The organism is Superficieibacter sp. (assembly GCF_032071645.1).
GTDB lineage: Bacteria > Pseudomonadota > Gammaproteobacteria > Enterobacterales > Enterobacteriaceae > Superficieibacter.
This window is the reverse complement of record NZ_DAMAPU010000013.1, coordinates 1-26984: the sequence shown is the minus strand read 5'-3', so window position 1 is coordinate 26984 and position 26984 is coordinate 1. Positions and strand designations below refer to the sequence as shown.

The 26984-nt window shown below is 52.9% G+C and carries 22 protein-coding genes and 1 pseudogene; 13 read left to right on the top strand and 10 right to left on the bottom strand.

Going from position 1 to position 26984, the window contains the following annotated elements:
* Window positions 1-13: 13 nt before the first annotated feature.
* The 5 genes from RT197_RS17880 (at window position 14) to RT197_RS17860 (ending at window position 6794) form a co-directional block, all read left to right on the top strand.
* Window positions 14-901 (top strand): aldose-1-epimerase, encoded by an 888-nt coding sequence (locus tag RT197_RS17880; RefSeq protein WP_312952493.1) that lies wholly within the window; start codon window positions 14-16, stop codon window positions 899-901.
* A gap of 65 nt (window positions 902-966) precedes the next feature.
* On the top strand, window positions 967-1842 hold the full coding sequence (locus RT197_RS17875; RefSeq protein WP_312952492.1) for a sulfite exporter TauE/SafE family protein: 876 nt from the start codon (window positions 967-969) through the stop codon (window positions 1840-1842).
* A 76-nt stretch (window positions 1843-1918) separates the two neighbouring features.
* A complete protein-coding gene (locus tag RT197_RS17870; protein ID WP_312952491.1) occupies window positions 1919-3955 on the top strand; it encodes an alpha-glucosidase in 2037 nt (678 codons plus the stop codon).
* 45 nt (window positions 3956-4000) lie between these two features.
* A complete protein-coding gene (locus RT197_RS17865) occupies window positions 4001-5389 on the top strand; it encodes an MFS transporter (RefSeq protein WP_312952490.1) in 1389 nt (462 codons plus the stop codon).
* Window positions 5390-5408: 19 nt separating this feature from the next.
* Window positions 5409-6794, top strand: coding sequence for an MFS transporter (locus RT197_RS17860; protein WP_312952489.1), 1386 nt, complete (start codon window positions 5409-5411; stop codon window positions 6792-6794).
* Window positions 6795-6844: 50 nt separating this feature from the next.
* Here RT197_RS17860 and yihU read toward each other — a convergent pair whose 3' ends face one another.
* Complete coding sequence (yihU, locus tag RT197_RS17855; RefSeq protein ID WP_312952488.1) at window positions 6845-7735, bottom strand: sulfolactaldehyde 3-reductase; 891 nt, start codon at window positions 7733-7735, stop codon at window positions 6845-6847.
* Window positions 7736-8039: 304 nt separating this feature from the next.
* On the opposite strand from yihU, the gene RT197_RS17850 reads away from it, so the two are divergent.
* Window positions 8040-8837 (top strand): DeoR/GlpR family DNA-binding transcription regulator, encoded by a 798-nt coding sequence (locus RT197_RS17850; protein WP_312952487.1) that lies wholly within the window; start codon window positions 8040-8042, stop codon window positions 8835-8837.
* Window positions 8838-8888: 51 nt separating this feature from the next.
* Here the strand turns inward: RT197_RS17850 and typA are convergent, their stop codons facing one another.
* Window positions 8889-10712 (bottom strand): ribosome-dependent GTPase TypA, encoded by a 1824-nt coding sequence (gene typA, locus RT197_RS17845; protein ID WP_312952486.1) that lies wholly within the window; start codon window positions 10710-10712, stop codon window positions 8889-8891.
* 377 nt (window positions 10713-11089) lie between these two features.
* On the opposite strand from typA, the gene glnA reads away from it, so the two are divergent.
* From glnA to RT197_RS17825, 4 genes are all read left to right on the top strand, one after another.
* Complete coding sequence (glnA, locus tag RT197_RS17840) at window positions 11090-12499, top strand: glutamate--ammonia ligase (protein WP_312952485.1); 1410 nt, start codon at window positions 11090-11092, stop codon at window positions 12497-12499.
* 136 nt (window positions 12500-12635) lie between these two features.
* Entirely contained in the window at window positions 12636-13685 is a 1050-nt protein-coding gene (gene glnL / locus RT197_RS17835; protein WP_312952484.1) for a nitrogen regulation protein NR(II), read from the top strand.
* 12 nt (window positions 13686-13697) lie between these two features.
* Window positions 13698-15107, top strand: a complete 1410-nt coding sequence (glnG, locus tag RT197_RS17830; RefSeq protein WP_312952483.1) for a nitrogen regulation protein NR(I) — start codon at window positions 13698-13700, stop codon at window positions 15105-15107.
* A gap of 109 nt (window positions 15108-15216) precedes the next feature.
* Complete coding sequence (locus RT197_RS17825) at window positions 15217-15324, top strand: YshB family small membrane protein (protein ID WP_312952550.1); 108 nt, start codon at window positions 15217-15219, stop codon at window positions 15322-15324.
* 68 nt (window positions 15325-15392) lie between these two features.
* On the opposite strand, the gene hemN is transcribed toward RT197_RS17825, so the two are convergent.
* The 3 genes and pseudogenes from hemN to RT197_RS17810 form a co-directional block, all read right to left on the bottom strand.
* Window positions 15393-16766 carry an oxygen-independent coproporphyrinogen III oxidase gene (gene hemN / locus RT197_RS17820; protein WP_312952482.1) on the bottom strand — a complete coding sequence of 458 codons (1374 nt, stop codon included), beginning with the start codon at window positions 16764-16766 and terminating at the stop codon, window positions 15393-15395.
* 188 nt (window positions 16767-16954) lie between these two features.
* Window positions 16955-17461: a Der GTPase-activating protein YihI gene (gene yihI, locus RT197_RS17815; protein ID WP_312952481.1), complete on the bottom strand. Its 507-nt coding sequence runs from the start codon at window positions 17459-17461 to the stop codon at window positions 16955-16957.
* 150 nt (window positions 17462-17611) lie between these two features.
* Window positions 17612-17807 (bottom strand): annotated as a pseudogene (locus tag RT197_RS17810) (hypothetical protein).
* A gap of 239 nt (window positions 17808-18046) precedes the next feature.
* On the opposite strand from RT197_RS17810, the gene yihA reads away from it, so the two are divergent.
* Entirely contained in the window at window positions 18047-18682 is a 636-nt protein-coding gene (gene yihA / locus RT197_RS17805; protein ID WP_312952480.1) for a ribosome biogenesis GTP-binding protein YihA/YsxC, read from the top strand.
* A gap of 296 nt (window positions 18683-18978) precedes the next feature.
* On the opposite strand, the gene polA is transcribed toward yihA, so the two are convergent.
* The 5 genes from polA to RT197_RS17780 all read right to left on the bottom strand — a co-directional run bounded on the left by polA (window position 18979) and on the right by RT197_RS17780 (window position 25739).
* Window positions 18979-21765: a DNA polymerase I gene (gene polA, locus RT197_RS17800; RefSeq protein ID WP_312952549.1), complete on the bottom strand. Its 2787-nt coding sequence runs from the start codon at window positions 21763-21765 to the stop codon at window positions 18979-18981.
* A 369-nt stretch (window positions 21766-22134) separates the two neighbouring features.
* Window positions 22135-23568 (bottom strand): YdgA family protein, encoded by a 1434-nt coding sequence (locus RT197_RS17795; RefSeq protein WP_312952479.1) that lies wholly within the window; start codon window positions 23566-23568, stop codon window positions 22135-22137.
* Window positions 23569-23750: 182 nt separating this feature from the next.
* Entirely contained in the window at window positions 23751-24383 is a 633-nt protein-coding gene (gene dsbA / locus RT197_RS17790) for a thiol:disulfide interchange protein DsbA (RefSeq protein ID WP_312952478.1), read from the bottom strand.
* Window positions 24384-24409: 26 nt separating this feature from the next.
* Window positions 24410-25396, bottom strand: coding sequence for a serine/threonine protein kinase (locus RT197_RS17785; protein ID WP_312952477.1), 987 nt, complete (start codon window positions 25394-25396; stop codon window positions 24410-24412).
* A gap of 73 nt (window positions 25397-25469) precedes the next feature.
* On the bottom strand, window positions 25470-25739 hold the full coding sequence (locus tag RT197_RS17780; protein WP_312952476.1) for a YihD family protein: 270 nt from the start codon (window positions 25737-25739) through the stop codon (window positions 25470-25472).
* Between the two features lie 69 nt (window positions 25740-25808).
* On the opposite strand from RT197_RS17780, the gene mobA reads away from it, so the two are divergent.
* Both mobA and mobB read left to right on the top strand, forming a co-directional pair.
* Window positions 25809-26396: a molybdenum cofactor guanylyltransferase MobA gene (mobA, locus tag RT197_RS17775; protein ID WP_312952475.1), complete on the top strand. Its 588-nt coding sequence runs from the start codon at window positions 25809-25811 to the stop codon at window positions 26394-26396.
* Window positions 26393-26923, top strand: a complete 531-nt coding sequence (gene mobB / locus RT197_RS17770) for a molybdopterin-guanine dinucleotide biosynthesis protein MobB (RefSeq protein ID WP_312952474.1) — start codon at window positions 26393-26395, stop codon at window positions 26921-26923. Before mobA ends, mobB begins: the two co-directional genes overlap by 4 nt.
* Window positions 26924-26984: the final 61 nt, after the last annotated feature.

Below are 26984 nucleotides of genomic sequence, written 5' to 3'. Positions count from 1 at the left end.
AAGGGAATATCGTATGCATAGCAGTGGGAAAACGTTTTTACTCACGGCGGGAGATTACCGCGCACAGATTGTTTCCGTTGGCGCTGGGCTTGCCGAATTATGCTGGCAGGGCCGTCATTTAGTCATACCGCACAAGCCCGAAGAGATGCCGCTGGCGCATCTGGGAAAGGTGCTGATCCCCTGGCCTAACCGCATCGCCAATGGCTGCTATCGGCATGAAGGCCATGAGTACCAGTTGCCGATTAACGAGCACGGCTCTCAGGCGGCGATCCACGGGTTTCTTGCGTGGCGCGACTGGCAGGTCAGTGAACTGACGGCGACAAAAGTCGCGTTGCAGGCGTTTTTGCCGCCCAGCTATGGCTACCCGTTTATGCTGATGTCGCAGGTCACTTACGCCCTGGACGACACGGGCGGCCTTTCTGTGGAGATAATCAGTAAAAATATCGGTAACAGCGTCGCGCCTTATGGCGTGGGTATTCATCCCTATTTGACCTGTCATTTAGCGCAGATTGATGACTGTCTTTTACAACTGCCTGCGGAACAGGTTTTTGCCGTGGACAGTCACGCTAATCCCACCGAATTACAGCCGGTTGATGCGATGGATTTAAATTTCCTGACTGAACGGCGGATAGGTCATAAGCAGATTGACCACACTTTTAAAACTCAATGCCCGCAGTGGGAAATGCGCATTACCGATCCACATCAGGCGCTGTCAGTCAGTTTATGTTCCGATCAGCCGTGGTTACAGGTTTATAGCGGTGAAAAGTTAGATCGTAAAGGTTTAGCCGTTGAGCCAATGAGCTGCCCGCCAAATGCTTTTAATTCCGGGACAGATTTAATTTTGCTGCTACCGGAACAACAGCATCGATTCTTTTTTACTGTTCGAGGCCAGAATATTTAACAGCACCAGCTTACGCCAATAGCACAATTATATTTTCGGGATAGCATTCACAATAAGGATTCGCTATGGATTTTTTTAACTTATTTACGCCAGACGGGGTGATGTTAGAGACTAATGTGGTCTGTATCGTCATCGCCTTAATGTTCCTTTATACCTTTGTGGGAATATGCGCAGGTTTCGGCGGCGGGCTGACCACCATGCCGCTGATTACCCTGATGCTGCCCGTCAAAATGGCCACGCCGCTGTCAGTGATTGTCGGAACCGCCACCGCGATTTATGCCACCTGGCTGTCGCGAAAAGACACAGACTGGCGCTCGGCGCTGGTGCTTATTCTTTTCTCGTTTCTGGGTATTCCGGTCGGGCTATACGCGCTTTCTTATTTACCTGACCATATAATGAAAACAGGACTGGGCGGGTTTTTGATCCTCTACTCCTTCTACAGCATGTTTATTCCCCGCCTGCCGGTCTATGACCGTCGCTGGATTGCCGCCCCGCTGGGCGCCGTTGCCGGAGCGCTGGGCGCGGCATTTTCGACCAATGGGCCGCCCGTTGTGATGTATGGCATGTTGCGTAATTTAGGCCCCGCCGCCTTTCGCGGTACGCTGAATGCTTTTTTTACGGCCAATAATATTGCCGTGGTCGGCGGTCTGGCCACCAGCGGGATCTTAACTATCTCCACCTTTAAGCTGGTGCTGTTCTGTATTCCTACCATGATCCTCGGTTCGCTGGTGGGGCAATATGTTCATAAGCGTATTTCCGTGAAGGTGTTTCGCATTGTGGTGTTTTTATTACTGATTGCTTCAGGCGCAATGTTAATTAAAGGTGCGCTGGGTATTACGGCTATCGCCGCTCTTCTGCCGCCCTTTGCATTATTAGCGGTATTACACCTGGCCTTTGGCAAAAAGATTGCCGAAATCCGTCAGGCGGATGAAGCGAAATAAAAGAAATTTTTCCAGGCGCTGCGGATCGCGCAGCGCGAACTATTCTCGCGTCACTTAATTTCAGGGAGATTATTCTATGAGTGCGCTGAATTACTCTTTGTCCAATATCCAGCTGGACAAAACGATGGATGGTTTTACGTTACGTTATCAACAGCGCCTGATCCTGCGCCATAGCGTAAAAACGCCCTGTTTATGGATCGGCACCGGCGTTGCCGATATTAATATGTTTCGCGGCAACTTCAGTATTAAAGACCAACTCAACGAGAAGATTGCGCTGACTCACGCGCAGATAAGCGAAACATCCGGCGGCTGGCAGGTGTATTTCAGCCGTGGCGCGAGTATTGGCGCAACGCTGCACATCTCTGCCGATGCAACGGGTCGCCTGACGCTGGAGCTGCAAAACGACGATCTGACCCACAACCGTATCTGGCTACGTCTGGCCGCCAACCCGGATGACCATATTTACGGCTGCGGTGAACAGTTTTCTTACTTCGACCTGCGCGGTAAACCCTTCCCGCTGTGGACCAGCGAACAGGGTGTGGGCCGCAATAAAAACAGTTATGTCACCTGGCTGGCGGACTGCAAAGAGAACGCGGGCGGCGACTATTACTGGACCTTTTTCCCGCAACCGACCTTTGTCAGCACGCAAAAGTATTATTGCCACGTCGATAACAGTTGCTACATGAATTTCGATTTCAGTGCGCCGGAGTATCACGAACTGGCGCTGTGGGAAGACAAAACCACTCTGCGTTTCGAATGTGCCGACACCTATATCTCCCTGCTGGAAAAACTGACCGCACTGTCAGGCCGCCAGCCGGAACTGCCGGACTGGATTTACGACGGCGTCACGCTGGGCATTCAGGGCGGCACCGACGTTTGTCAGCAGAAACTGGACACCATGCGCAACGCAGGCGTGAAGGTGAACGGCATCTGGGCGCAGGACTGGTCCGGGGTGCGCATGACCTCCTTCGGCAAGCGCGTGATGTGGAACTGGAAGTGGGACAGCAACAACTATCCGCACCTGGATAGCCGCATTCAACAGTGGAAAAAAGAGGGCGTGCAGTTCCTTTCCTATATCAACCCGTATGTCGCCAGCGATAAAGATCTCTGCGCCGAAGCAGCGAAACGTGGCTGGCTGGCGAAAGATATCTCTGGCAATGACTATCTGGTTGAGTTTGGCGAGTTTTATGGCGGCGTGGTGGATCTGACTAACCCCGAAGCTTACGACTGGTTCAAAGGCGTTATCAAAGACAACATGATTGCACTGGGCATCGGCGGCTGGATGGCGGACTTTGGCGAATATCTGCCGACCGATACCGTCCTGCACAACGGCGTCAGCGCTGAAATCATGCATAACGCCTGGCCCGCGCTATGGGCAAAATGCAATTACGAGGCGTTACAGGAAACCGGCACGCTCGGCGAAATCCTGTTCTTTATGCGTGCGGGTTACACCGGCAGCCAGAAGTATTCCACCATGATGTGGGCGGGCGATCAGAACGTTGACTGGAGTCTGGACGATGGCCTGGCTTCCGTCGTCCCTGCCGCGCTGTCGCTGGCGATGACCGGTCACGGCCTGCACCACAGCGATATCGGCGGTTACACCACCCTGTTCGACATGAAGCGCAGTAAAGAGCTGCTGCTGCGCTGGTGCGACTTCAGCGCGTTCACCCCGATGATGCGCACCCACGAAGGCAACCGTCCCGGCGATAACTGGCAGTTCGATAGTGATGCAGAAACTATCGCCCATTTTGCCCGCATGACCACCGTCTTCACTTCCCTGAAGCCGTATCTCAGACAGGCCGTCGCGCAAAATGCGGCGAGCGGCCTGCCGGTGATGCGCCCGCTGTTTCTGCACTACGAGGACGATGCGGCGACTTACAGCCTGAAATACCAGTACCTGCTCGGTCAGGATCTGCTGGTTGCGCCAGTGCATGAACAGGGGCGCAGCGACTGGACGCTGTACCTGCCCGCGGATAGCTGGGTCAACCTCTGGACGGGCGAAACCTGCGAAGGCGGAGAGATCACCGTGGATGCGCCCCTCGGCAAGCCTCCGGTGTTTTACCGCGCACAGAGCGAATGGGCGTCGCTGTTCGCCGCTTTACGCACTCTTTAATACCGTTCGCCCGTGGGGGAACTCACGGGCACATGAGGAATGATCATGAGTCAAACGACAGCCAACCCGGCCACTCTGCGCCTGCCTTTAAAAGAAAAAATCGCCTATGGCGTCGGCGATTTAGGCTCCAATATCCTGCTGGATATCGGAACGCTCTATTTACTCAAGTTTTATACCGATGTCCTCGGTTTACCCGGGACTTACGGCGGCATCATTTTTCTGATTGCTAAGTTTTTTACCGCCTTTACCGATATGGGCACCGGGGTGCTTCTCGACTCACGGCGCAAAATTGGCCCGAAGGGCAAATTTCGCCCCTTCGTGCTTTATGCCGCCCTTCCGGTGGCGCTGCTGGCAATCGCCAACTTCGTCGGCACACCGTTTGAAATTACGGGTAAAACAGTGGTCGCCACGGTGTTATTTATGCTGTACGGCCTGTTCTACAGTCTGATGAACTGCTCGTATGGCGCGATGGTTCCCGCCATCACCAAAAACCCCAATGAACGCGCGTCGCTGGCGGCATGGCGGCAGGGCGGCTCCACCCTCGGCCTGCTGCTGGGAACAGTCTGTTTTGTCCCGGTGATGAACCTGATCGAAGGGAGCGCGCAAGTACGCTATGTTTTTGCCGCCACGCTGTTCTCTCTGTGCGGCATGTTGTTTATGTGGCTCTGTTATGCCGGGGTGAAAGAACGCTATGTTGAGGTGAAAGCCGCTGATTCGGCGCAAAAGCCGGACTTACTGCAATCATTTCGCGCCATTGCCGGGAACCGCCCGCTGTTTATTCTCTGTATTGCCAATCTCTGTACGCTGGCTGCGTTCAACGTCAAACTGGCGATCCAGGTTTATTACACCCAGTACGTGCTCAACGATCCTATCCTCCTCTCCTGGATGGGTTTTTTCAGCATGGGCTGCATCTTCATTGGCGTTCTGCTGATGCCAGCGGCCGTGCGCCGTTTCGGTAAGAAAAAGGTTTATCTCGGCGGCCTGCTGATTTGGGCGCTCGGCGATATCCTCAACTACGTCTTTGGCGGCGGGTCGGTCAGCTTCGTCGCGTTTTCCTGTCTGGCATTCTTCGGCTCCGCGTTTGTGAATAGCCTGAACTGGGCGCTGGTTTCGGATACGGTGGAATATGGCGAATGGCGCACCGGCGTGCGCTCAGAAGGCACGGTTTATACCGGGCTGACCTTTTTCCGCAAAATGTCCCAGGCGCTGGCAGGCTTTTTCCCCGGCTGGATGCTGACGCAAATTGGCTATGTGCCGAACGTGGTGCAATCGGCGGATACGGTTGCGGGCTTGCGTCAGCTTATTTTTATTTACCCTTGCGCATTGGCCATTATGGCGATGATTACGATGGGCTGCTTCTACAATCTCAACGAAAAAATGTATGTGCGCATTGTGGAAGAAATTGAAGCCCGTAAAAACATGGCGCGACCATAATAATAAAGGAATATTTATTATGCCTGACCCTAATCCACTCACATTAAAACTGAAGCTGCGGGAAAAATTCGCCTATGGCGTGGGTGATGTTGGTTCCAATTTGATGCTAAGCATCGGGACATTATATCTTCTTAAATTTTATACCGATGAGTTAGGGATGCCCGCCTGGTATGGGGGCATTATCTTTCTGGTGGCGAAGTTTTTTACCGCCTTTACCGATATGCTAACCGGATTCTTACTCGATTCCCGTCAACGCATTGGACCCAAAGGGAAATTCAGACCTTTTATTCTGTACGCGGCGATCCCGGCGGCCGTTGTTGCCACATTACAGTTTATCGCCACAACGTTTAGTTTGCCGATCAAAACGGCTATTGCCACCGGCCTGTTTATGCTGTTTGGCCTGTGTTATAGCCTGATGAACTGTTCTTATGGCGCGATGATCCCCGCCATCACCCAAAACCCTGACGAGCGGGCGCAACTGGCGGCCTTTCGGCAAGGGGGCGCAACGCTGGGATTGTTGGTGTGTACGGTGGCGTTTATTCCGCTTCAGTCCCTGTTTTCCACCCCGACGCTCGGCTATGGCTGTGCGGCGCTGATTTTCTCCGGCTGTGGATTTTTATTCATGATGCTTTGTTACAAAGGCGTCAAAGAGCATTATATTGATACCGTTCCCGCCGGGCATAAGATCAGCATTCTCAAATCATTCTGTGCGATATTCCGCAATCCGCCTCTGCTGGTTCTCTGTATCGCCAATCTTTGTACCCTGGCGGCATTTAATATCAAGCTGGCGATTCAGGTTTATTATGCGCAGTATGTTTTAAACGATATTAATTTATTATCGTGGATGGGATTCTTTAGTATGGGTTGCGTTTTGGTCGGGGTGCTGCTGGTTCCGTCGACCGTAAAATGCTTCGGTAAAAAACAGGTCTATTTAGCCGGTATGGTGCTCTGGGCGGTGGGGGATATTTTGAATTATTTCTGGGGAAGTAGTTCCCTCACCTTTGTGATGTTCTCCTGCCTCGCCTTTTTTGGCACCGCGTTTGTGAACAGCCTGAACTGGGCGCTGGTTCCCGACACCGTCGATTACGGTGAATGGAAAACCGGCATTCGCGCCGAGGGCTCGGTGTACACGGGTTACACCTTCTTCCGTAAAATTTCTGCGGCGCTTGCCGGTTTTTTGCCCGGTATTATGCTGACGCAGATCGGCTATGTTCCCAATATCACCCAAAGCGATGCCACGCTGCTGGGCCTGCGTCAGCTTATTTTTATCTGGCCCTGCGCCCTGGCGATTATCGCAGCGCTGACGATGGGTTTCTTTTATAAACTCAATGAAAAACGCTTTGCGTTTATTATCGGGGAAATCAGTCAGCGGAAGAAAAATAAAGAAATCGTTGAGGTGGTCTGAGGCGGCGAGTATACAGGCTCCCCGCCGTGAATGAACGGCGGGGTTTGCCGTTAAAGCGCGTCCGGGCGGCCCGCCTGCTGACGCACCTGGGATAACAACGCGCTCCAGTCCTGACGCCCTCTGCCGTTTTCGCTCGCGCGGGTGTAGTAGGCTTCTGCCGCCATTCCCATGTTTAGCGGCGCTCCCGTCTGCCGGGCGACATCGACGGCGATGCGCAGATCTTTCAGCGCTAAATCCACCATAAAGGCCGGAGACAGATCCCCTTTCAGCACTTTTCCAGGCCATGTGGTTGTAAAGTGCCCTTTGCCTGCGGCGGTGCCGCTCATCACTTTGATCGCCACGTCCAGGCTAAGGCCCAAAGATTCACACAGCACGGCGGCTTCCGCCGAAAGTGCATTCAGCGCAATACTCATGTAGTTATTGATAAGCTTCACGCGGATCCCCATCCCCGGACCGCCCGCTTCCACCAGTTCATTCCCCATGCACATTAAAATCGGCCGGGCGCGTTCAACCTGTTCAGGCGTGCCACCAGCCAGGATCAGCAATGTGCCGTCAATCGCATTAACGGAGGTGCGACCTACCGGCGCATCCATCATGCTGATGCCGTTCGCATTCATCTCCGCGATTAGTGCATCGGTCTGTAAGGGATGGATCGTGGACATATCAATGACCAGCGCATCGCCGGAGAGCGTTTTTTTGACTCCATCGTCGCCGAGTAGCGCCTGGCGAACGATATTGCCATTTGGCAGCATGGTGATCACAAAGGCTGCGCCTTGCGCGGCGTCAGCGGGGGTTTTGGCGGCAATCGCGCCTTTTTGCACTAACGCCTCGACGGCCTGCGGGTTGACGTCAAACACCCGCAAAGCATGGCCTTTCTGCAACAGATTACTCGCCATCGGGCTGCCCATCTGACCTAATCCCAAAAATGCTATGGTTGTCATAACCGATCTCCTGTCTTAAGCTGGAAAAATAATTACAAATTGAGTATTTGATTGTCACTTTTTGATCATATTTGTAATTTATGCGGGAAAACAGGATACAGGTCACTAATTTGACCGCTTCTGTCATAAAATCGAACAAAACAGGACAACTGCGCCGCAGACTAGACAGAGATGCTCAAAAGCGCGCAAGCGCGGCTGAAAAATGCGTCTCCGTCGGAATGTGTAATCGTGAGCAAAACGAGTCATTTTTGTCACTTTATGCGTAAAATAGTAAAAAACTCAGGGGAAGGGCACAGGAGTATTCATGAGCATTATTGAAGTCACCGGGAATCCACGGCACGACCAGCTCGTTCACTATATTGCGGAACGAGGCTATATGAATATTGAAGAGCTTGCGCAGTTGCTGGATGTTTCTACACAAACCGTGCGCCGGGATATTCGTAAGTTGAGCGAGCAGGGTCTGATCACCCGACATCATGGCGGGGCCGGACGTGTCTCCAGCATCATGAATACGGCTTTTGAGCAACGGGAACTCTCCCTGACCCAGGAGAAACGGGCCATCGCTGAGGCGGTCGCGGATTATCTCCCGGAACGCTGTACCGTTTTTATTACGATTGGTACTACCGTCGAGGCGGTCGCCAGGGCTTTGCTCAGTCGTCGTGATTTGCGCATCATCACCAATAGTCTGCGCGTCGCGCAAATCTTGTATAAAAACCAGGATATTGAGGTGATGGTGCCGGGCGGTTCGTTACGCGCGCACAATGGCGGTATCGTTGGCCCCGCCGCCGTAAATTTTATTGAGGGTTTCAGAGCTGACTATCTGATCACCAGCATTGGCGCTATTGAGCATGACGGAACGCTGCTGGAGTTTGATGTCAATGAAGCCCAGGTCGCCAGGACGATGATGAAGCACGCGCGTAACACGCTGCTGGTCGCCGATCGCACCAAATTTACCGCCTCTGCTGCCGTCTCTGTAGGGAATGCGCGCCAGGGGCGCGCATTTTTTACCGACGCGCCACCGCCAGATTCCTTTAAACAATTACTGAGCGAAGAGAATGTAGAACTGGTGATCGCCGATTCGCTGCATCAGCAAGAGATATAAAAAAACCCCGCACAGCACGCTGCGCGGGGTTTTTGTTGAAAGCGGCGTTAATTACGCGTCTTTCGGGCCACGGTTAGCGCGGCGACGGTCGTTCTCGGTCAGGTGACGTTTACGCAGACGTACAGAGACCGGCGTAACTTCTACCAGTTCATCATCATCGATGAATTCCAGTGCCTGTTCGAGAGACATTTTGACTGCCGGGACCAGCGTGGTGGCTTCATCAGTACCAGAAGCACGCATGTTGGTCAGTTTTTTACCGGTCAGGCAGTTAACGGTCAGGTCGTTAGAACGAGTGTGAATACCGATGATCTGGCCTTCATACACTTCTGCACCGTGACCCAGGAACAGCTTGCCGCGATCCTGGAGGCTGTACAGGGCGTAAGCCACAGCTTTACCCTGACCGTTGGAGATCAGCACGCCGTTCTGACGCTGGCCGATTTCACCCGCGCGGACGTCGTCGTAGTGGCTGAAGCTGGAGTACAGCAGGCCAGTACCGGAGGTCATGGTCATGAATTCGGTACGGAAACCGATCAGGCCACGGCTTGGGATGACGTAATCCAGACGCACACGACCTTTGCCATCCGGCATCATGTCGCGCAGATCGCCTTTACGGATACCCAGCGCTTCCATAACGGAACCCTGGTTCTGTTCTTCGATATCCAGCGTTACCTGCTCGAACGGCTCCTGCATACGGCCATCGATTTCGCGGAAGATAACTTTCGGACGGGAAACCGCCATTTCGAAACCTTCACGACGCATGTTTTCGATCAGAACAGACAGGTGCAGTTCACCACGACCTGATACGCGGAAAGCGTCCGGGTCTTCGGTTTCTTCTACGCGCAGCGCAACGTTATGTACCAACTCTTTGTTCAGACGCTCAAGGATCTGACGAGAGGTGACGTATTTGCCTTCTTTACCGCAGAACGGTGAAGTGTTTACGCAGAAGAACATGGTCACGGTCGGCTCATCAACGGAGAGTGCCGGCAGCGCTTCGACGTTTTGCGGATCGCAAATGGTGTCGGAGATGTTCAGCTCGCCCAGACCGGTGATTGCAATGATGTCGCCCGCTTCGGCAGAAGCAGATTCAACACGTTGCAGACCCATGTGACCCAGTACCTGGTTCACTTTACCGTTACGACGCTTACCTTCAGCATCAATAATAGTCACCTGCATGTTCGGCTTAACCACGCCGCGTTTGATACGGCCGATGCCGATAACGCCAACGTAGTTGTTATAGTCGAGCTGGGAGATCTGCATCTGGAACGGACCGGTAGGGTCAACGTTCGGTGCTTCAACGTGCTTGACGATAGCTTCGAACAGCGGAGTCATGTCTTCCGCCATGTCTTCGTGATCCAGACCCGCGATACCGTTCAGCGCAGAGGCGTAAACGATCGGGAAGTCCAGCTGTTCGTCGGTTGCGCCCAGGTTTACGAACAGGTCAAATACCTGATCGACAACCCAGTCAGGACGCGCGCCAGGGCGGTCAACTTTGTTGATTACAACAATCGGCTTCAGACCATTAGCAAACGCTTTTTGGGTCACGAAGCGAGTCTGCGGCATCGGGCCATCCATTGCGTCGACAAGCAACAGAACGGAATCAACCATAGACATTACACGTTCCACTTCGCCGCCGAAGTCGGCGTGCCCCGGGGTGTCTACGATGTTGATACGGTAGTCGCGCCAGTTGATAGCGGTATTCTTCGCGAGGATGGTGATCCCGCGTTCTTTCTCCAGGTCGTTGGAGTCCATGACACGTTCGGTAAGCTCAGAACGCTCACCAAAGGTGCCAGATTGTTGCAGCAGCTTGTCAACCAGGGTGGTTTTACCATGGTCAACGTGCGCAATGATGGCGATGTTACGCAAATTTTCGATCACAACTTTGCCTCAGGCATTAGAAATAGCGCGTTATTGTACACGGATTAATCGCACTACAAAACAGGATCACAAAGATCCTCCGCAAACAAGTATTGCAGAGTTTGTTTGTGATCGCTTTCACGAAGCGAAATCAGGCTGCTAAACGCAAATTGCACCAATATGGTGCTCTATGTTCACATTGAAGCACTATACTGGTGCAACACAATCACCGTGGTGCAGCCCTTTTGCACTATGGTGCGCATCATAGCGCCTTTTAGGGGGCATTTGAAAGTTGGCACAGATTTCGCTTTATCTTTTTTAAGGCAATCACGCCAGTCTGACCGTTTGAAGACCTCGTTACCACGACGACCATGACCGAATCCGGGGAGAGTTAAAGTATGTCCGCTGAACACGTTTTGACGATGCTGAATGAACACGAAGTGAAGTTTGTCGATCTGCGCTTCACCGATACCAAAGGTAAAGAACAGCACGTCACAATTCCTGCGCATCAGGTTAATGCCGAATTCTTTGAAGAAGGCAAAATGTTTGATGGCTCCTCGATTGGTGGCTGGAAAGGTATCAACGAATCTGACATGGTTCTGATGCCGGATTCTTCTACTGCGGTGATTGACCCGTTCTACGAAGAATCAACCCTGATCATTCGCTGCGACATTCTTGAGCCGGGCACGTTGCAGGGCTACGACCGCGATCCGCGTTCTATCGCCAAACGTGCAGAAGAGTATCTGCGCTCTACCGGTATCGCTGATACCGTGCTGTTCGGGCCAGAACCAGAATTCTTCCTGTTTGATGACGTGCGCTTTGGCAGCTCTATCTCCGGCTCTCACGTCGCCATTGACGATATCGAAGGTGCCTGGAACTCCTCCACCAAATACGAAGGCGGCAACAAAGGCCACCGTCCGGCAGTAAAAGGCGGCTATTTCCCGGTTCCGCCGGTAGATTCCGCGCAGGATCTGCGTTCCACCATGTGTCTGGTGATGGAAGAGATGGGCCTGGTGGTTGAAGCACATCACCACGAAGTGGCAACCGCAGGTCAGAACGAAGTGGCAACCCGCTTCAATACCATGACCAAAAAAGCCGACGAAATTCAGATTTACAAATATGTCGTGCATAACGTGGCTCACCGCTTCGGTAAAACCGCGACCTTTATGCCAAAACCGATGTTCGGCGATAACGGTTCAGGTATGCACTGCCATATGTCGCTGTCCAAAAACGGCACCAACCTGTTCTCTGGCGACAAATACGCCGGGCTGTCTGAGCAGGCGCTGTTTTACATCGGCGGCGTGATTAAACACGCTAAAGCGATCAACGCCCTGTCTAACCCGACCACCAACTCTTACAAGCGTCTGGTTCCGGGTTATGAAGCGCCGGTTATGCTGGCTTACTCTGCGCGTAACCGCTCTGCTTCCATCCGTATCCCGGTGGTGGCGTCTCCGAAAGCACGTCGTATCGAAGTGCGCTTCCCGGACCCGGCGGCTAACCCGTACCTGTGCTTTGCTGCGCTGCTGATGGCTGGTCTTGACGGCATCAAGAACAAGATCCACCCAGGCGAAGCGATGGACAAAAACCTGTACGATCTGCCGCCGGAAGAAGCGAAAGAAATCCCGCAGGTTGCAGGCTCTCTGGAAGAAGCGCTGAACGAGCTGGATCTGGACCGCGAATTCCTGACCGCTGGCGGCGTGTTTACCGATGAAGCGATTGACGCCTACATCGCCCTGCGTCGCGAAGAAAATGACCGCGTACGCATGACGCCGCACCCGGTAGAATTTGAGCTGTACTACAGCGTTTAATTTTCGTTGTTAGTTGAAGTTGCCGTGGAAACTTTCAGCCCATCTCTGGATGGGCTTTTTTCTCCACCAAACTCACCCGATTCATCCACTTACGCTTATACTGCACTAAATTAGTGCACACTAAGGAGACTGCTAAATGGCAACCGGCGTGCTGCCCGATGCTGGGCAGATCCTCAACTCGTTAATCAACAGTATCCTGCTGGTCGATGATGACCTGGCGGTGCATTACGCGAATCCGGCGGCGCAACAGCTGCTGGCGCAAAGTTCGCGAAAATTATTTGGTACGCCGCTGCCGGAACTGTTGAGCTATTTCTCCCTGAATATCGGGCTGATGCAGGAAAGTCTGCGCGCCGGACAGGGCTTTACCGATAACGAAGTCACGCTGGTGATCGACGGGCGCTCTCATATTCTCTCGCTGACGGCGCAGCGCCTGCCGGACGGGATGATCCTGCTGGAAATGGCTCCGATGGATAATCAGCGCCGTCTTAGCCAGGAGCAGCTTCAACATGCGCAGCAGGTCGCCGCGCGCGATTTAGTGCGCGGCCTGGCGCATGAAATCAAAAATCCGCTGGGCGGACTACGCGGCGCGGCGCAGCTTCTTAGTAAAGCGCTGCCCGATCCGGCTCTGCTGGAATACACCAAAGTGATTATCGAACAGGCCGACCGCCTGCGTAATCTGGTTGATCGCCTGTTAGGGCCGCAACAGCCGGGTCTGCACGTTACCGAAAGTATTCATAAAGTCGCAGAGCGGGTGGTGACACTGGTGTCGATGGAGCTGCCGGACAACGTCAGACTGGTACGCGATTACGACCCCAGTTTGCCGGAGTTGCCGCACGATCCTGACCAGATAGAGCAAGTTTTGCTGAATGTGGTGCGTAACGCGCTTCAGGCGCTGGGGCCGGAGGGCGGGGAAATCGTCCTACGCACGCGCACCGCGTTCCAGCTGACGCTACACGGCGTGCGCTATCGTCTGGCGGCGCGCATTGACGTGGAAGACAACGGGCCAGGTATTCCTTCGCATCTCCAGGATACGCTGTTTTATCCAATGGTAAGTGGGCGTGAAGGCGGCACCGGGCTGGGCTTATCCATTGCCCGCAGTCTTATCGATCAGCACAGCGGAAAAATCGAATTTACCAGTTGGCCAGGCCATACCGAATTCTCGGTTTACCTGCCGATCAAAAAATAGAGGCGTGAGTTTATGCAACGAGGGATAGTCTGGGTAGTCGATGACGATAGCTCCATCCGTTGGGTGCTTGAACGCGCGCTCACCGGCGCAGGACTCACCTGCATCACTTTTGAAAGCGGTAGCGACGTGCTGGACGCGCTGGCGACCAAAACGCCGGACGTGCTGCTTTCCGATATCCGTATGCCGGGTATGGACGGGCTGGCGCTGTTAAAACAGATCAAGCAACGTCATCCGATGCTCCCGGTCATCATAATGACGGCCCACTCCGACCTGGACGCCGCCGTCAGTGCCTACCAGCAGGGCGCGTTTGATTACCTGCCAAAACCGTTTGATATCGACGAGGCCGTCGCGCTGGTCGAACGCGCCATCAGCCACTATCAGGAGCAGCAGCAGCCGCGCAACGTCGAGGTGAACGGGCCAACGACCGATATTATCGGCGAAGCGCCTGCCATGCAGGATGTGTTCCGCATTATTGGCCGTCTCTCCCGGTCATCAATAAGCGTGCTGATTAACGGCGAGTCCGGCACCGGGAAAGAGCTGGTAGCCCACGCGCTGCATCGCCATAGTCCGCGCGCCAAAGCGCCGTTTATCGCGCTGAATATGGCAGCGATACCGAAAGATCTGATTGAGTCCGAACTGTTCGGCCACGAAAAAGGGGCGTTTACCGGCGCGAACACCATTCGCCAGGGGCGTTTTGAACAGGCGGACGGCGGGACGCTGTTTCTTGATGAAATTGGCGATATGCCGCTCGATGTCCAGACACGCCTGCTACGCGTGCTTGCCGACGGTCAGTTTTATCGCGTCGGGGGCTATGCGCCGGTAAAGGTGGACGTGCGGATAATCGCCGCGACCCACCAGAATCTTGAACTGCGCGTGCAGGAAGGTAAGTTCCGTGAAGATTTATTTCACCGCCTGAACGTGATCCGCGTGCATCTGCCGCCGCTGCGCGAGCGCCGGGAAGATATCCCACGTCTGGCGCGCCACTTCCTTCAGGTTGCCGCCCGTGAACTGGGCGTGGAGACAAAGCTTCTGCACCCGGAAACCGAGGCGGCGCTGACGCGGCTTGCCTGGCAGGGTAACGTGCGCCAGCTTGAAAATACCTGCCGCTGGCTGACGGTGATGGCGGCGGGCCAGGAGGTGCTGATTCAGGATCTGCCCGGTGAACTGTTTGAGACCACGGTCCCGGACAGCCCGTCGCAAACGCACCCGGATAACTGGGCCACGCTGCTGGCGCAGTGGGCTGACCGGGCCTTACGTTCCGGGCATCAGGATCTGCTTTCTGAAGCCCAGCCTGAACTGGAGCGCACGCTGTTGACCACCGCACTGCGTCATACGCAGGGTCACAAACAGGAAGCGGCAAGGCTGCTCGGCTGGGGGCGTAATACCCTGACCCGCAAGCTGAAAGAGCTAGGGATGGAGTAAGCCAACTCCGCGTAATAAAGAGTATTTATTGCGCGTAAATTGCTGCTATTTTGTACTTTACTGTTCCGATGAGTTCGGTATGATCGGCCCGGTAATACCGGAGGTCATCATGCTGGAATCAGTGATTAATTTATTATCAAGCGGTGCAGCAAGCCACACGCCCCAAACGGCGATTGCGGCAATTCTGTGCGCGGCGCTGGTTAATTTTCTGAGTTAACATCTGAACGCCTTCCACCCCCGGCGGGTGGAAGGCGTTTTGCCCTTCCCGCTTTCCCGCCATCCCGATTAAATCACTCTGGAGAACTGTTGTAGCCGGGCTTTCTGACGCAGATAAACGTCAAAACACATGCAGATATTACGGATCAGCAGGCGGCCTTTGGCGGTCACTTCAATCGCGTGGTCACGGATGTCCACCAGCCCATCTTTTGCCAGCGGTGCCAGCAACGTCAGATCTTCGGCGAAGTAGCGCTCAAAATCCAAATCCCACGCCTGCTCAACCGCGTTCATGTCGAGACGGAAATTGCAGATTAGCGCCTTGATGACATCGCGACGAATGCAGTCGTCCCGCGTCAGCGCGATACCGCGCCACAGGGCGTTCCCGTGCTCGTCAACCTGCTGATAGTAGTGCTTCAGCTCTTTCTGGTTCTGCGCGTAGCTGTCACCCAGCATACTGATGGCGGAAACGCCCATCCCCAGTAAATCGGTGTCGCCCTGGGTGGTATAACCCTGAAAATTGCGGTGCAGCACGCCTTCACGCTGCGCGACGGCCAGCTCGTTATCCGGGCGGGCGAAGTGGTCCATCCCGATAAACTGATAGCCGGTTTCCGTCAGCGAGGAGATGGTTTCCTGCAAAATATCCAGCTTCTGCTGGGCGGTCGGCAGATCTGCATCTTTGATTTTGCGCTGGGCAGCAAATAACGTCGGCAGATGGGCGTAGTTGAAGACGCTCAGACGGTCCGGGTTGAGTTCCGCCACGCGCTTCAGGGTAAAAGCAAAACTTTCCGGCGTCTGCTTCGGCAGGCCGTAGATTAAGTCGATGTTTGTCGACGTGAAGCCAATGTCGCGGGCGTGGTTAAGCAGCGCAAAGATAAATTCTTCGTCCTGCTCGCGGTTGACCAGCCGCTGCACTTCTTTGTTGAAGTCCTGCACGCCCATGCTCAGGCGGTTGAAACCTTCCGCGCGTAAATGATCGAGCACATCCAGCTCAATTTCACGCGGATCGACCTCGATCGAGATTTCAGCATCGTCATTAAAGTGGAAGTTTGCCCGCAGCAGCGTCATCAGGCGGCTGATTTGCGCTTTATTCAGATAGGTAGGCGTGCCGCCGCCCCAGTGCAGCTGGCTGACGTGACGCCCGGCAAACAGCGGTGCGCGGTGGATAATTTCCTGCTCCAGCGCGTCGAGATACTGGTCGGCTTTATGCTGCTGGCGAGTCACGATTTTATTACAGCCACAGAAATAGCAAAGCTTGTGACAAAAAGGGATGTGGATATAAAGCGATAAAGGACGCGCCGGATAGCGGCCGACAGCGCGCAAAAACTCCGCGTGACCAAAGTCTTCAGAAAACTCCAGCGCGGTGGGGTAAGAGGTGTAACGCGGCCCGGAATAGTTATATTTTTGGATCAGGGCCAGATCCCAGTCGATTAACTGCACAGACATGCTCACTCCTTCCGATGATGTCGTCGGCGGGTACGGGATACCGGCCGCCTCCCGTTTCGGGCCACCAGCCGGTTGCGCAGCCAGCTTTGGCGCCGCGACAACCGTCGTAGTTTAACGAATAACCACACCAGATAACATACTACCGGAAGGAGTATAAGCAGGACGGGCAGACCGACCTGCTGCAAATGTTACTTTCCGCCTTTCAGCAGGCGCATCATATCTTCCTGCTTCTCGGTTTCTTCTTCGTCTTCGTCATCATCGTAAGAAAGACCCAGCTTTTGCATCAGCGCATCAATGCGATCCAGCTTCGCATCTACCCATGCCTGCTCTTCAGCATTCAGGGTTTCGCCCTCTTCCAGACGTTCCAGCAGCGCGTCCAGGCGCTCATCATTTTCCAGCAAATCCAGCTCATCCTGCGGTGAAAGCATAGGTTTCTCGCTCTTTGGTTTGTGCTGCCTGGTGACTGGCGCATCGGTCACACCCAGTGGAACAGGCGTTTTGCTACCAATACGCGGATCTTTTTGCTTATTCTGACTTTTGCCGCCGGATGCGCTTTCGCCGCCCGTCGCACGGCTGCCCGCCGTATGGCCGCGATGTTTTTTCTTACGCTTTTGCGCGCGAGCTTCCTGATTCAACTCTTCACGAGTTTTACGGCGTGCTTTGCTACGGGGTGCTGCCGGTGCTGGTTTTTTCATAATATGAGATCTTTGAGCCGTTTTCTTTAGTATAGAATTGAGGCGGAATCTAACAGAAAGCAAGCAAAGAAAAAAGGCGACAGATTACTCTGTCGCCTTTTTTCCTGACTCACACCCTCAACGGGCATTACATTCCGTGTCTGCTTACAACTAACCCTGTTTTTCCTTCAGCATGGAACAATCCTTGTAGCAGTTCCATTTCCTTTCAATACGTCTCCGGGACGTTGTCTTCCTGACAATCCTGCGTCTTCGCCTCCTGGCGCTCCTGACCCTCATCCTGAGTCGTAAATCCTGTTGGCTTCCTCGCCTGTGAGTCACACTTTACCGTACTGTGATGGGTATACAAGATATAGAGAAAAGCCGCTCAGGGTAATCGGAAAAACCTTAAAAAATAACGTCCTGATTTGTATAGGTAAATTTATTTTCAGGCCATAAACGTGGGTGAGATGTCGCATAGTGAGAATGGTCAATATCTTACAAAGTGCAGGGCTTTTTCTTACAGATGTTGCCTGGCTGAAAAAACAGTCTTTTTTCTGTGTTCAGGTATAATCGCGACCAACGCCAGAATTAACGGAGACGGCCATTTTGACCAGTTTTAATTATCAACAAACGCACTTTGTTATCAGTGCGCCGGATATTCGCCATCTTCCCGGTGATAGCGGCATCGAAGTGGCTTTCGCTGGCCGCTCCAACGCGGGCAAATCAAGCGCCCTGAATACGCTGACGAACCAGAAAAACCTTGCGCGCACCTCGAAAACCCCTGGCCGCACGCAGCTGATTAACCTGTTTGAAGTTGCCGAAGGCCGCCGTCTGGTTGACCTTCCCGGTTACGGTTATGCCGAAGTCCCGGAAGAGATGAAAATTAAGTGGCAGCGCGCGCTCGGTGAATACCTCGAAAAACGCCAGTGTTTACAGGGCGTGGTGATCCTGATGGATATTCGCCATCCGCTGAAAGATCTCGACCAGCAGATGATTGAATGGGCGGTCGAAAGCAATATTCAGGTGCTGGTCTTACTGACTAAAGCCGACAAGCTCGCCAGCGGCGCGCGTAAAGCGCAGCTTAATATGGTGCGAGAGGCGGTTCTCGCCTTTAACGGTGATGTGCAGGTTGAAGCGTTTTCATCACTGAAGAAGCTGGGCGTGGATAAACTGCGCCAGAAGCTGGATAGCTGGTTTAGCGATCTGCCTTCTGTCGTCGAGGACGAAGAGAGCGGAGAGTAAATCAGGCGCGGGCATTGTCCGCGCTTTTTCTTTCGCGCAATAAAAAACGCCCCGGTCATTACTGACCGGGGCGGCTAAAATATTCAGCCAAATCCGATTACGTGAAGTAAAAGGTCTGAAAGATAGAACATCTTACCTCTGTACCCTACGCAAATAACTCTACTCTTTTTTTAGCGACCTGCGAAGCACTTTTTGTAGTTTTTTTTCATTCTTTACATAGCGAATTCTAATACTCATCACAAAATGCGATAAGTTATGTTGCTTACTTACGAAAAAGCGCTGCGTTAAGACCTTCCTTAGTGCGCCTGATCCCAGTTTTCGCCGCTATCGACTTCCACCAGCAACGGCACATCCAGACGAGTGCAGTTTTCCATCAGTTCATGGATCTTTTTCGCTACGCTGGCAACGTCATCTTTATGCACTTCGAATACCAGTTCATCGTGAACCTGCATGATCATCTGCACGCGCGGTTTTTCGGTTTCCAGCCAGGCATCGACGGCAATCATCGCTTTCTTGATGATGTCCGCCGCTGTGCCCTGCATCGGCGCGTTGATTGCCGCGCGTTCCGCACCCGCGCGACGCGCGGCATTACTGGATTTGATGTCCGGCAAATACAGACGGCGACCGTCCAGCGTTTCTACGTAGCCACTTTCTTTCGCCTGAGCGCGGGTGCGCTCCATATAGTCCAGCACGCCAGGATAGCGCTCGAAGTAGAGATCCATATACTTCTGCGACTCTTTACGCGGGATGTTGAGCTGACGCGACAGGCCGAAAGCGCTCATGCCGTAGATCAGACCAAAGTTAATCGCTTTGGCGCTGCGACGCTGCTCGCCAGAGACGCTTTCCAGCGGCAGGCCAAAGACCTCGGCAGCGGTGGCACGGTGAATATCTTTTCCTTCGGCAAAAGCCGTAAGTAAGCCTTTATCCCGCGACAGATGCGCCATGATGCGCAGCTCAATTTGCGAGTAGTCCGCAGAGACAATGACGTAATCCTTCGGCGCAATAAAAGCCTGACGGATACGGCGGCCTTCGTCGTTACGTACCGGAATGTTTTGCAGGTTAGGATCGGTTGAGGACAGCCGCCCGGTCGCCGTTACCGCCTGATGATAAGAAGTATGCACGCGCCCGGTTTTCGGGTTGATCATTAACGGCAGTTTGTCGGTGTAGGTGGATTTCAGCTTTGCCAGACCGCGATATTCAAGAATTACTTTCGGCAGCGGATAATCCAGCGCCAGCTCTTCCAGCACCTCTTCCGAGGTGGACGGCGCACCGCCCGGCGTTTTCTTCAGCGGCTTGATGCCCTGCTTCTCAAACAGAATTGTTTGCAGCTGTTTGGTTGAAGAGAGGTTAAACGGCTCGCCCGCGATGTCGTGCGCCTTTTGTTCCAGTTCGGTCAGGCGCAGCGCTATTTCCCCGGAATGTTTGTGCAGCACCGCCGGATCGATTTTAACGCCGTTACGCTCAATACGGGAAATCACCGGCACCAGCGGCATTTCTATGTTCTGGAAGATATTCAGCGGGCCTGCGTGCTTTTGCAGTTCCGGCCACATTTTCAGATGCAGTTGTAGCGTGACGTCGGCATCTTCCGCCGCATAATGCCCCGCCTCTTCCAGCGCGATCTGATTAAAGGTCAGCTGATTCTTTCCTTTACCGGCAATTTCTTCGAAGGTGACGGTTTTATGTTTCAGCCAGCGGTCGGAGAGCGAATCCATATCGTGACGGCCAACGACGCTGTCCAGGGTATAGGATTCCAGCATGGTATCAAAGGCAATACCGCGCAGCTCAATACCGTAGTTCTGCAATATGCCGCGATCGAACTTCAGATTTTGCCCAACCTTGAGGGCTTTTTCATCTTCCAGCAGCGGCTTAAGTAATTCGAGCACACGCTCGCGGGGGATTTGATCCGGCGCATCCAGATAGTCATGCGCGACCGGAATATAGGCGGCAACGCCTGGCTCGGTGGCAAAGGAGATCCCCACCAGGTTCGCGCTGATATTATCCAGGCTATCGGTTTCGGTATCAAACGCAAACACCGGCGTTTTCTTCAGTCTGGCGATCCACTCTTCTAGCGTTTTTTCATCAAGAATTGTGACGTAATGCTCGGAGGAAAGCACGGCGGTAGACGGTGCCACATCGGCCTCAACCACCAGCGTTTCCTGGGGCTTAGTGGCAGTTTTCGCGCTTTTAGTCTGCAGCCATTTCCCCGCTTCAACATCGGCGGACCAGCGCTTGAATTCGTATTTTTTGAACAGTTCCAGCAGTTCTTCCGCCGTTGGCTGCTGGACCTGCAACTGCTCGCAGGTTAACTCCAGTTCAACGTCGGTTTTAATGGTCGCCAGCTGATAAGAGAGGTAAGCCACCTCTTTATTCTGCTCCAGTTTTGCCGCCATTGTTTTCGCGCCACGAAATGTAAGACCGGCGATTTTTTCCGGTTCGGCATAGAGCGCATCGAGGCCACCCAGCCCCTGAAGCAGCGCCTGCGCGGTTTTCTCACCGACGCCGGGAACGCCCGGAATGTTATCGGAGGAGTCCCCCATCAACGCCAGGAAGTCGATAATCAGCTCCGGCGGCACGCCATACTTGGTGGCGACCTCTTCCGGGCCGAGGATCGTGTTGGTCATGGTATTGATGAGAGTAATATGTGGCGTAACCAGTTGCGCCATGTCTTTATCGCCAGTGCTGATCAATACCGGACGCCCGGCTTTTTCCGCTTCCCGCGCCAGCGTGCCGATAACGTCATCCGCTTCCACACCGGAGACGGCCATGAGCGGCAGGCCCATCGCTTTCACCATGCTATGCAGAGGCTCGATCTGCGCACGCAGATCGTCCGGCATTGGCGGACGGTGAGATTTGTAGTGTTCAAACAGCTCGTCGCGGAAGGTTTTGCCTTTGGCATCAAAAACCACCACCGCGTGGGTCGGCTGATACTGCATAATCAGGCTACGCAGCATGTTGAGCACGCCGTACATCGCGCCCGTAGGTTCTCCGGCGCTGTTGGTCAGAGGAGGAAACGCATGATAGGCCCGGTAGAGGTAAGAAGAGCCATCGACCAGGATAAGTGGGTTTTCGGGGATCTGAACCATAATTTCCATGCCTGTTTATCTGTTATGGGTAAAGGATGCCACAGACAGGATAAAAACTTGAAATTTTCACTCCGTTTGACCGAAAAGATTTTCAGATCCAGAAGATCGATCGCAGAGTTAACCTGTGGATAACTTTGTGCATAGATTTTTATGCTCACAGGAAACGTGAAGTGTTGAATAGCGAATCGCTTATAAAAGCTTTTCATTTCAGGTGATTATTAACGATCCCTATGGCTTTAAGGATCGATGGGTGTAATTTAATCAATGTGGATATAAGTGGTCTTATTTTTATGCCTGCTACTAATTTTAGCCGTAGCAGGTTTTTGCCCGGGCGACATTTTAGTCGTCCGGGCGGCGCGGCAGAACCTGTTAATGAGGAAGTCCGAACCGACCAAATTTCTGGCGGAACTCATCCAGCGTCATTTTCTCACCGTTCATGGTGACAAACCCGCCGCTATAATTTACGTCCAATTTAACGGTATTGTTTTCCAGCGCGATAAGTTTAAACAGGTTTCCCAGCCCAACCAGACCGGTAATATTTTTCGATGCCTCCGCCTGTGCCGCCTCTTCAGATTTACCACCTGCGACAATCAGCATATTTTTGGCCATCTCCGTGGCCATATCGACGGGCACGGCCAGCTTAACGTTAATATGTTTCACCATGCTATCAAGTACAGCGGTTTCACCTGCGCCAGCGTCGGGGGCTTTATTCACATCCGCAGCCTGCACTTCTATGTTAAACGTCGCTTCGCCTTTCGCATTTTTCCAGCTTACCGGCAATTTAAATACCGGCTCACCTTTTTTCAACTGCACGGCTTTAGGTGCCAGCGATAAAATCCTTTCATGCATAAAGTCAGGATTGTCACGCTGGGCTTGCGGAACTTGCAGGTACTCTTTGCCAAAATGCCGATAATAATTCAGGAAATTGTTGAAAGCAGCGGCATCCACACCATCAAAGCTAATGCCTGTTTTTCCGCTACCAAAATCCTGGCCTTGCACTTTTAACGAAGCCAGCGTGTATCCGCCCCCGGCATTGAGCTTTCTGCCGTCAGCGCTTAGCTCGGCACTTCCTTCCAGGCTAAAGCCATTTAGCTCCGCCGCTGGTTTACCTTGACTATTGATGGTGATATTACCAATATCGACCTTCTGCAACCCCGTCATAAAGTCAAACGGGCTCTTTGTCTGGTGACCTGAAAACGTTGCGTCGGGTATGACGATTTCAATTCCTTTCTTATATGAAAAGGTAATTTTGTCAATTTCACCTTCAAACTCAATATCGTTACGTGTGCTATTAACATCGACGTGGTATGACGCGCCCTCAAATATTAATTTCCCGGTTTCTCCTTGATATTCGGCAGGAACAAAGGTGACATCAGAAGAGATTGCGCCGCCATACGCGAAATCGATCTTTGCTTCTATGAGGCTTTTTCCTTTAGCAGCATCAAATAACGGTTTTGTTACTGCATTGTTTACCAGGGTTAGTTTTGCTGTCGCTATCGCAGGCAGAATGTTGCCGGAACCGATTCGAGCAAGCGGGAACGGACCGTGGTCAATCACCACATCCACCGGCATGCTTTTATCCGGCGAAACGTCAATGATGAAGTGGGTGCTCAATAAACCACGCTGATAATTTTTGATGGTAACGTTAAGCGGTATACCTAATTTGTCACTGGCATACGTGCCAGCTTCTTTCAAAAAGGCTTCTGTGCTCTTCTCCAGCTGTTTTCCGCTATACCATGCTCCACCAGTCCATACGGCACCCAGAACAACAATCACGCAAACCGCGACTACTGATTTTTTCATATTCATCATCCTTAATAAAAAGACATCAACAATTCATGTGGATTATTGATTTTTCCAAGTAAAAACATTGTGTTACATGATAATCCTTACAGTATTTTTTTCAGTTCCTGAGTCATATTTATTTCAGACAAAAAAAAGCGCCTGAGGTAGTCGCTCGGGCGCTTCAGAAGATCAGGCTGACGTTATTTTTTCTCGACCAGCTGCTTCACGGTGTCCGCATACTGCTGCACAAACATATCCAGATTGTTGTTATCCATTTTCATGCCCTGCGGGTTTACCTGATATTTGCCATTAACATACATGGCAGGTACGCCCTGGAGTTGCAGATCGGCAGCGGCTTTTTCCTGCTGGGCGACTAAAGATTTCACCACAAAGCTGTTCCACGCGGCGTCGTACTCTTCACCTTTCACACCCGCATCAATGAATACCTGGCGAACATCGTCAGCATTGAGCACGGTCTGGGTTTTTTGCACCCCGTTGAACATCGGAGCGGTGATTTTATCTTCAACGCCCAGCGCGACCGCAACGGCCCACGCCTGGGTCATGACTTTGCCCATGTCACCGCCGAGGAATTCGACGTGATATTTGGTCATTTTAGTGCCTTCTGGCAGTTTCTTTTTCACCGTATCTGAAACGTGCAGCACCTGTTCAAATTCATAGCAGTGCGGGCAATAGAAGGAAAAGAACTCCAGTACCTGGGGCTGTCCTGGTACGGGTTTATCGAGGGTAATATATTCCTTACCATCAGTGATTTGCGCGGCCGATGCGCTGAATGCCAGAATCATACCTGCCAGTGCCAGCCAGATTTTTTTCATTGTTACCGTTCTCCTGAATATATAAATTAATACATTGGCGTTAATTGTAGAGGGGGTTCCTGTAAAACCCGAATCTGTTCTGTGAATATTTGCTTTTGCCGATACCAGTAATCTTCCTCGGCAAGCCATGGAAAATTAACCGGGAAAGCCGGATCGCCCCAGCGACGGATTAACCATGCCAGATAATAAATGAGCCTCATCGCACGCAGAGGTTCTATCAGCCCTAATTCGTCAGTATTAAACTCGCTGAACTCCTCATAGGCTTCAATAATGGTCTCCAGCTGCATACGCTGCTCAGATCGTTCACCGTTTAATAGCATCCAGAGATCCTGTATTGCGGGACCATTACGGGCGTCATCAAGATCGACAAAGAGAGGGCCATCGCGCCAGAGAATATTACCGGCATGACAGTCGCCGTGCAGGCGTATGGTAGTGAAGCGATTATGCCACTGACCATTAACGGCTGCGATTAGCGCATCGGTGGTTTCCAGAAAGGCGTCTTTTTGCCGGGCGGGGATCAGCGTACTGTCCTCGAACACCTGCCGGGGTTCAGTCAGATATTCCTGCAACCCTATGGTTGGGCGGTACTGGAAATGCTGTTTACGCCCGGTCTGATGCAGTCGCCCAAGATAGCGTCCGACCCACTCCATCTGATCCAGGTTATCCGCCTCAAACTGACGTCCTCCAACGCTCGGAAATACCGCGTAGAAAAAGCCCTGATGGCGCAGCAACGTTTGCCCGTTGAATTGGAGGGGAGCCGCCACGGGAAAGTCATCATGTTGAAGCTCCAGCGCAAACTGGTGTTCTTCCTCGATCTGTTCCGCCGACCAGCGCTGCGGGCGATAAAATTTTACGACGAAGCGGCGGCGATCTTCATCCTGAAACTGCCAGACACGGTTTTCATAGCTATTAAGCGCAGTAAGACCGGAATCCACCCGGATGCCCTGTTCAAACAGGGCATTCATGATGGTATCCGGGTGTAATGTCTGGAATGTGAAAGCCTTATCGTTCATCCTGGCATCCAAAAAACACGAATGATTCAGGATATCATTTCAGAGCGCTTTCGGAGGCTCCGCTTACAAGGTTTTACTCTTTAATTACGCCACGCGCGCGAAGGAGAGCGGTTTTAAAATCCTCTTCGTAGTCTTTCTGAATGCCGGGGATAACAGCCTCTTTGGAGGAGTCGCGCATTTTCAGGTGATAGATCAGGATATCGTCAGACAGGTCGGCGAGATCGCCTTCATAACCTGACTCTTTCGCCAGTTTCTGTAAGAATTGGATTAGGTTCAGCTCCGGCTCTTTTTGCCAGGCTGGCTGGAGGAGTTCAATCACTTCATTCAGGCGTTTACATTTCATAGCAGGGCTCCTTACTTTTAGTCAGAACACGTTAGCAGGGTCAATCCCACAATAAAAGAGGTGATACGGGTGAATCAGTGCCGGGAAGTTACCGGGGTCGTACTGGCAGGGGGTCGGGCGACGCGGATGGGCGGAAAAGATAAGGGTTTACTGGAGCTTAACGGTAAACCTTTATGGCAGCATGTCGCCGATACGTTGCGTAAGCAGGTGACGACGCTCGCGATCAGTGCGAACCGCAATCTTACGATCTATCAGCGCAGCGGTGACACCGTTTATCAGGATCTCATGGGCGATTTTCCCGGTCCCCTTGCCGGGATGCTCTCGGTAATGCAGCAATCTGATAGCGAGTGGTTTTTGTTTTGCCCCTGCGATACACCGTTTATTCCCTGCTGCCTGGCAAAACGTTTGATCGGCCAGCGGGGAGATGCGCCGGTAGTGTGGGTGCATGATGGCGAGCGGGATCATCCAACGATTGCCCTTGTCAGTCGTCAGTTGATTCCGGCGTTAAATGACTATCTGCTGCGCGGGGAACGGCGGGTGATGGTGTTTATGCGTCAGGCGGGGGGTCATCACGTTGACTTCAGCGATCTAAAAGCGGCATTTATTAACGTTAATACGCCTGACGATTTGCAGGCTATGCAGGAGGTGAGTCAATGATGCCCCTACTGGCTATCGCTGCCTGGAGCGGCAGCGGGAAAACCACCCTGTTGAAGAAGTTGATTCCGGCACTACGCGCCAGAGGGATCCGCCCTGGCCTGATTAAACATACTCATCACCATATGGATGTGGACAAACCCGGTAAAGACAGTTACGAACTGCGCAAGGCCGGAGCTGCCCAGACGATTGTAGCCAGCGCGCAACGCTGGGCACTGATGACCGAGACACCAGATGAAAAGGCGCTTTCTCTGACTTATCTGGTGAGCCGGATGGATCATTCCACACTGGATCTGGTGCTGGTCGAAGGGTTTAAGCATGAGGCAGTAGCTAAGATCCTGCTTTTCCGCCGTAGTGCCGGGCATGATGTCAGCGAGTTAACGCTGGATGAGTACGTGCTTGCGGTCGCCAGCGATGTTCCTTTGACGGTGGGCGTGCCGGTGCTGGATTTGAATGATCCCGAAGGGATAGCAGATTTTATTGAGAAATGGATTGCGGGTGGATGTCAGGTCAATGTTGGTCGCTATTGAAAATGTAGAAACGCAAAAAGCCCGTCCTTGCGGACGGGCTTCTGCTTTATCTGATGCCTGG

What these genes read in the sequence shown, in the direction of transcription:
- RT197_RS17860 (WP_312952489.1), top strand. Translation starts at nt 5,409, where the DNA reads ATGCCTGACCCTAATCCACTCACATTAAAACTGAAGCTGCGGGAAAAA.
- RT197_RS17780 (WP_312952476.1), bottom strand. Translation starts at nt 25,739, where the DNA reads ATGAAATGTAAACGCCTGAATGAAGTGATTGAACTCCTCCAGCCAGCC.
- yihU (WP_312952488.1), bottom strand. Translation starts at nt 7,735, where the DNA reads ATGACAACCATAGCATTTTTGGGATTAGGTCAGATGGGCAGCCCGATG.
- yihI (WP_312952481.1), bottom strand. Translation starts at nt 17,461, where the DNA reads ATGAAAAAACCAGCACCGGCAGCACCCCGTAGCAAAGCACGCCGTAAA.
- RT197_RS17850 (WP_312952487.1), top strand. Translation starts at nt 8,040, where the DNA reads ATGAGCATTATTGAAGTCACCGGGAATCCACGGCACGACCAGCTCGTT.
- RT197_RS17865 (WP_312952490.1), top strand. Translation starts at nt 4,001, where the DNA reads ATGAGTCAAACGACAGCCAACCCGGCCACTCTGCGCCTGCCTTTAAAA.
- dsbA (WP_312952478.1), bottom strand. Translation starts at nt 24,383, where the DNA reads ATGAAAAAAATCTGGCTGGCACTGGCAGGTATGATTCTGGCATTCAGC.
- RT197_RS17825 (WP_312952550.1), top strand. Translation starts at nt 15,217, where the DNA reads ATGCTGGAATCAGTGATTAATTTATTATCAAGCGGTGCAGCAAGCCAC.
- RT197_RS17870 (WP_312952491.1), top strand. Translation starts at nt 1,919, where the DNA reads ATGAGTGCGCTGAATTACTCTTTGTCCAATATCCAGCTGGACAAAACG.
- hemN (WP_312952482.1), bottom strand. Translation starts at nt 16,766, where the DNA reads ATGTCTGTGCAGTTAATCGACTGGGATCTGGCCCTGATCCAAAAATAT.
- mobB (WP_312952474.1), top strand. Translation starts at nt 26,393, where the DNA reads ATGATGCCCCTACTGGCTATCGCTGCCTGGAGCGGCAGCGGGAAAACC.
- glnG (WP_312952483.1), top strand. Translation starts at nt 13,698, where the DNA reads ATGCAACGAGGGATAGTCTGGGTAGTCGATGACGATAGCTCCATCCGT.
- glnL (WP_312952484.1), top strand. Translation starts at nt 12,636, where the DNA reads ATGGCAACCGGCGTGCTGCCCGATGCTGGGCAGATCCTCAACTCGTTA.
- glnA (WP_312952485.1), top strand. Translation starts at nt 11,090, where the DNA reads ATGTCCGCTGAACACGTTTTGACGATGCTGAATGAACACGAAGTGAAG.
- RT197_RS17795 (WP_312952479.1), bottom strand. Translation starts at nt 23,568, where the DNA reads ATGAAAAAATCAGTAGTCGCGGTTTGCGTGATTGTTGTTCTGGGTGCC.
- RT197_RS17875 (WP_312952492.1), top strand. Translation starts at nt 967, where the DNA reads ATGGATTTTTTTAACTTATTTACGCCAGACGGGGTGATGTTAGAGACT.
- RT197_RS17880 (WP_312952493.1), top strand. Translation starts at nt 14, where the DNA reads ATGCATAGCAGTGGGAAAACGTTTTTACTCACGGCGGGAGATTACCGC.
- polA (WP_312952549.1), bottom strand. Translation starts at nt 21,765, where the DNA reads ATGGTTCAGATCCCCGAAAACCCACTTATCCTGGTCGATGGCTCTTCT.
- RT197_RS17785 (WP_312952477.1), bottom strand. Translation starts at nt 25,396, where the DNA reads ATGAACGATAAGGCTTTCACATTCCAGACATTACACCCGGATACCATC.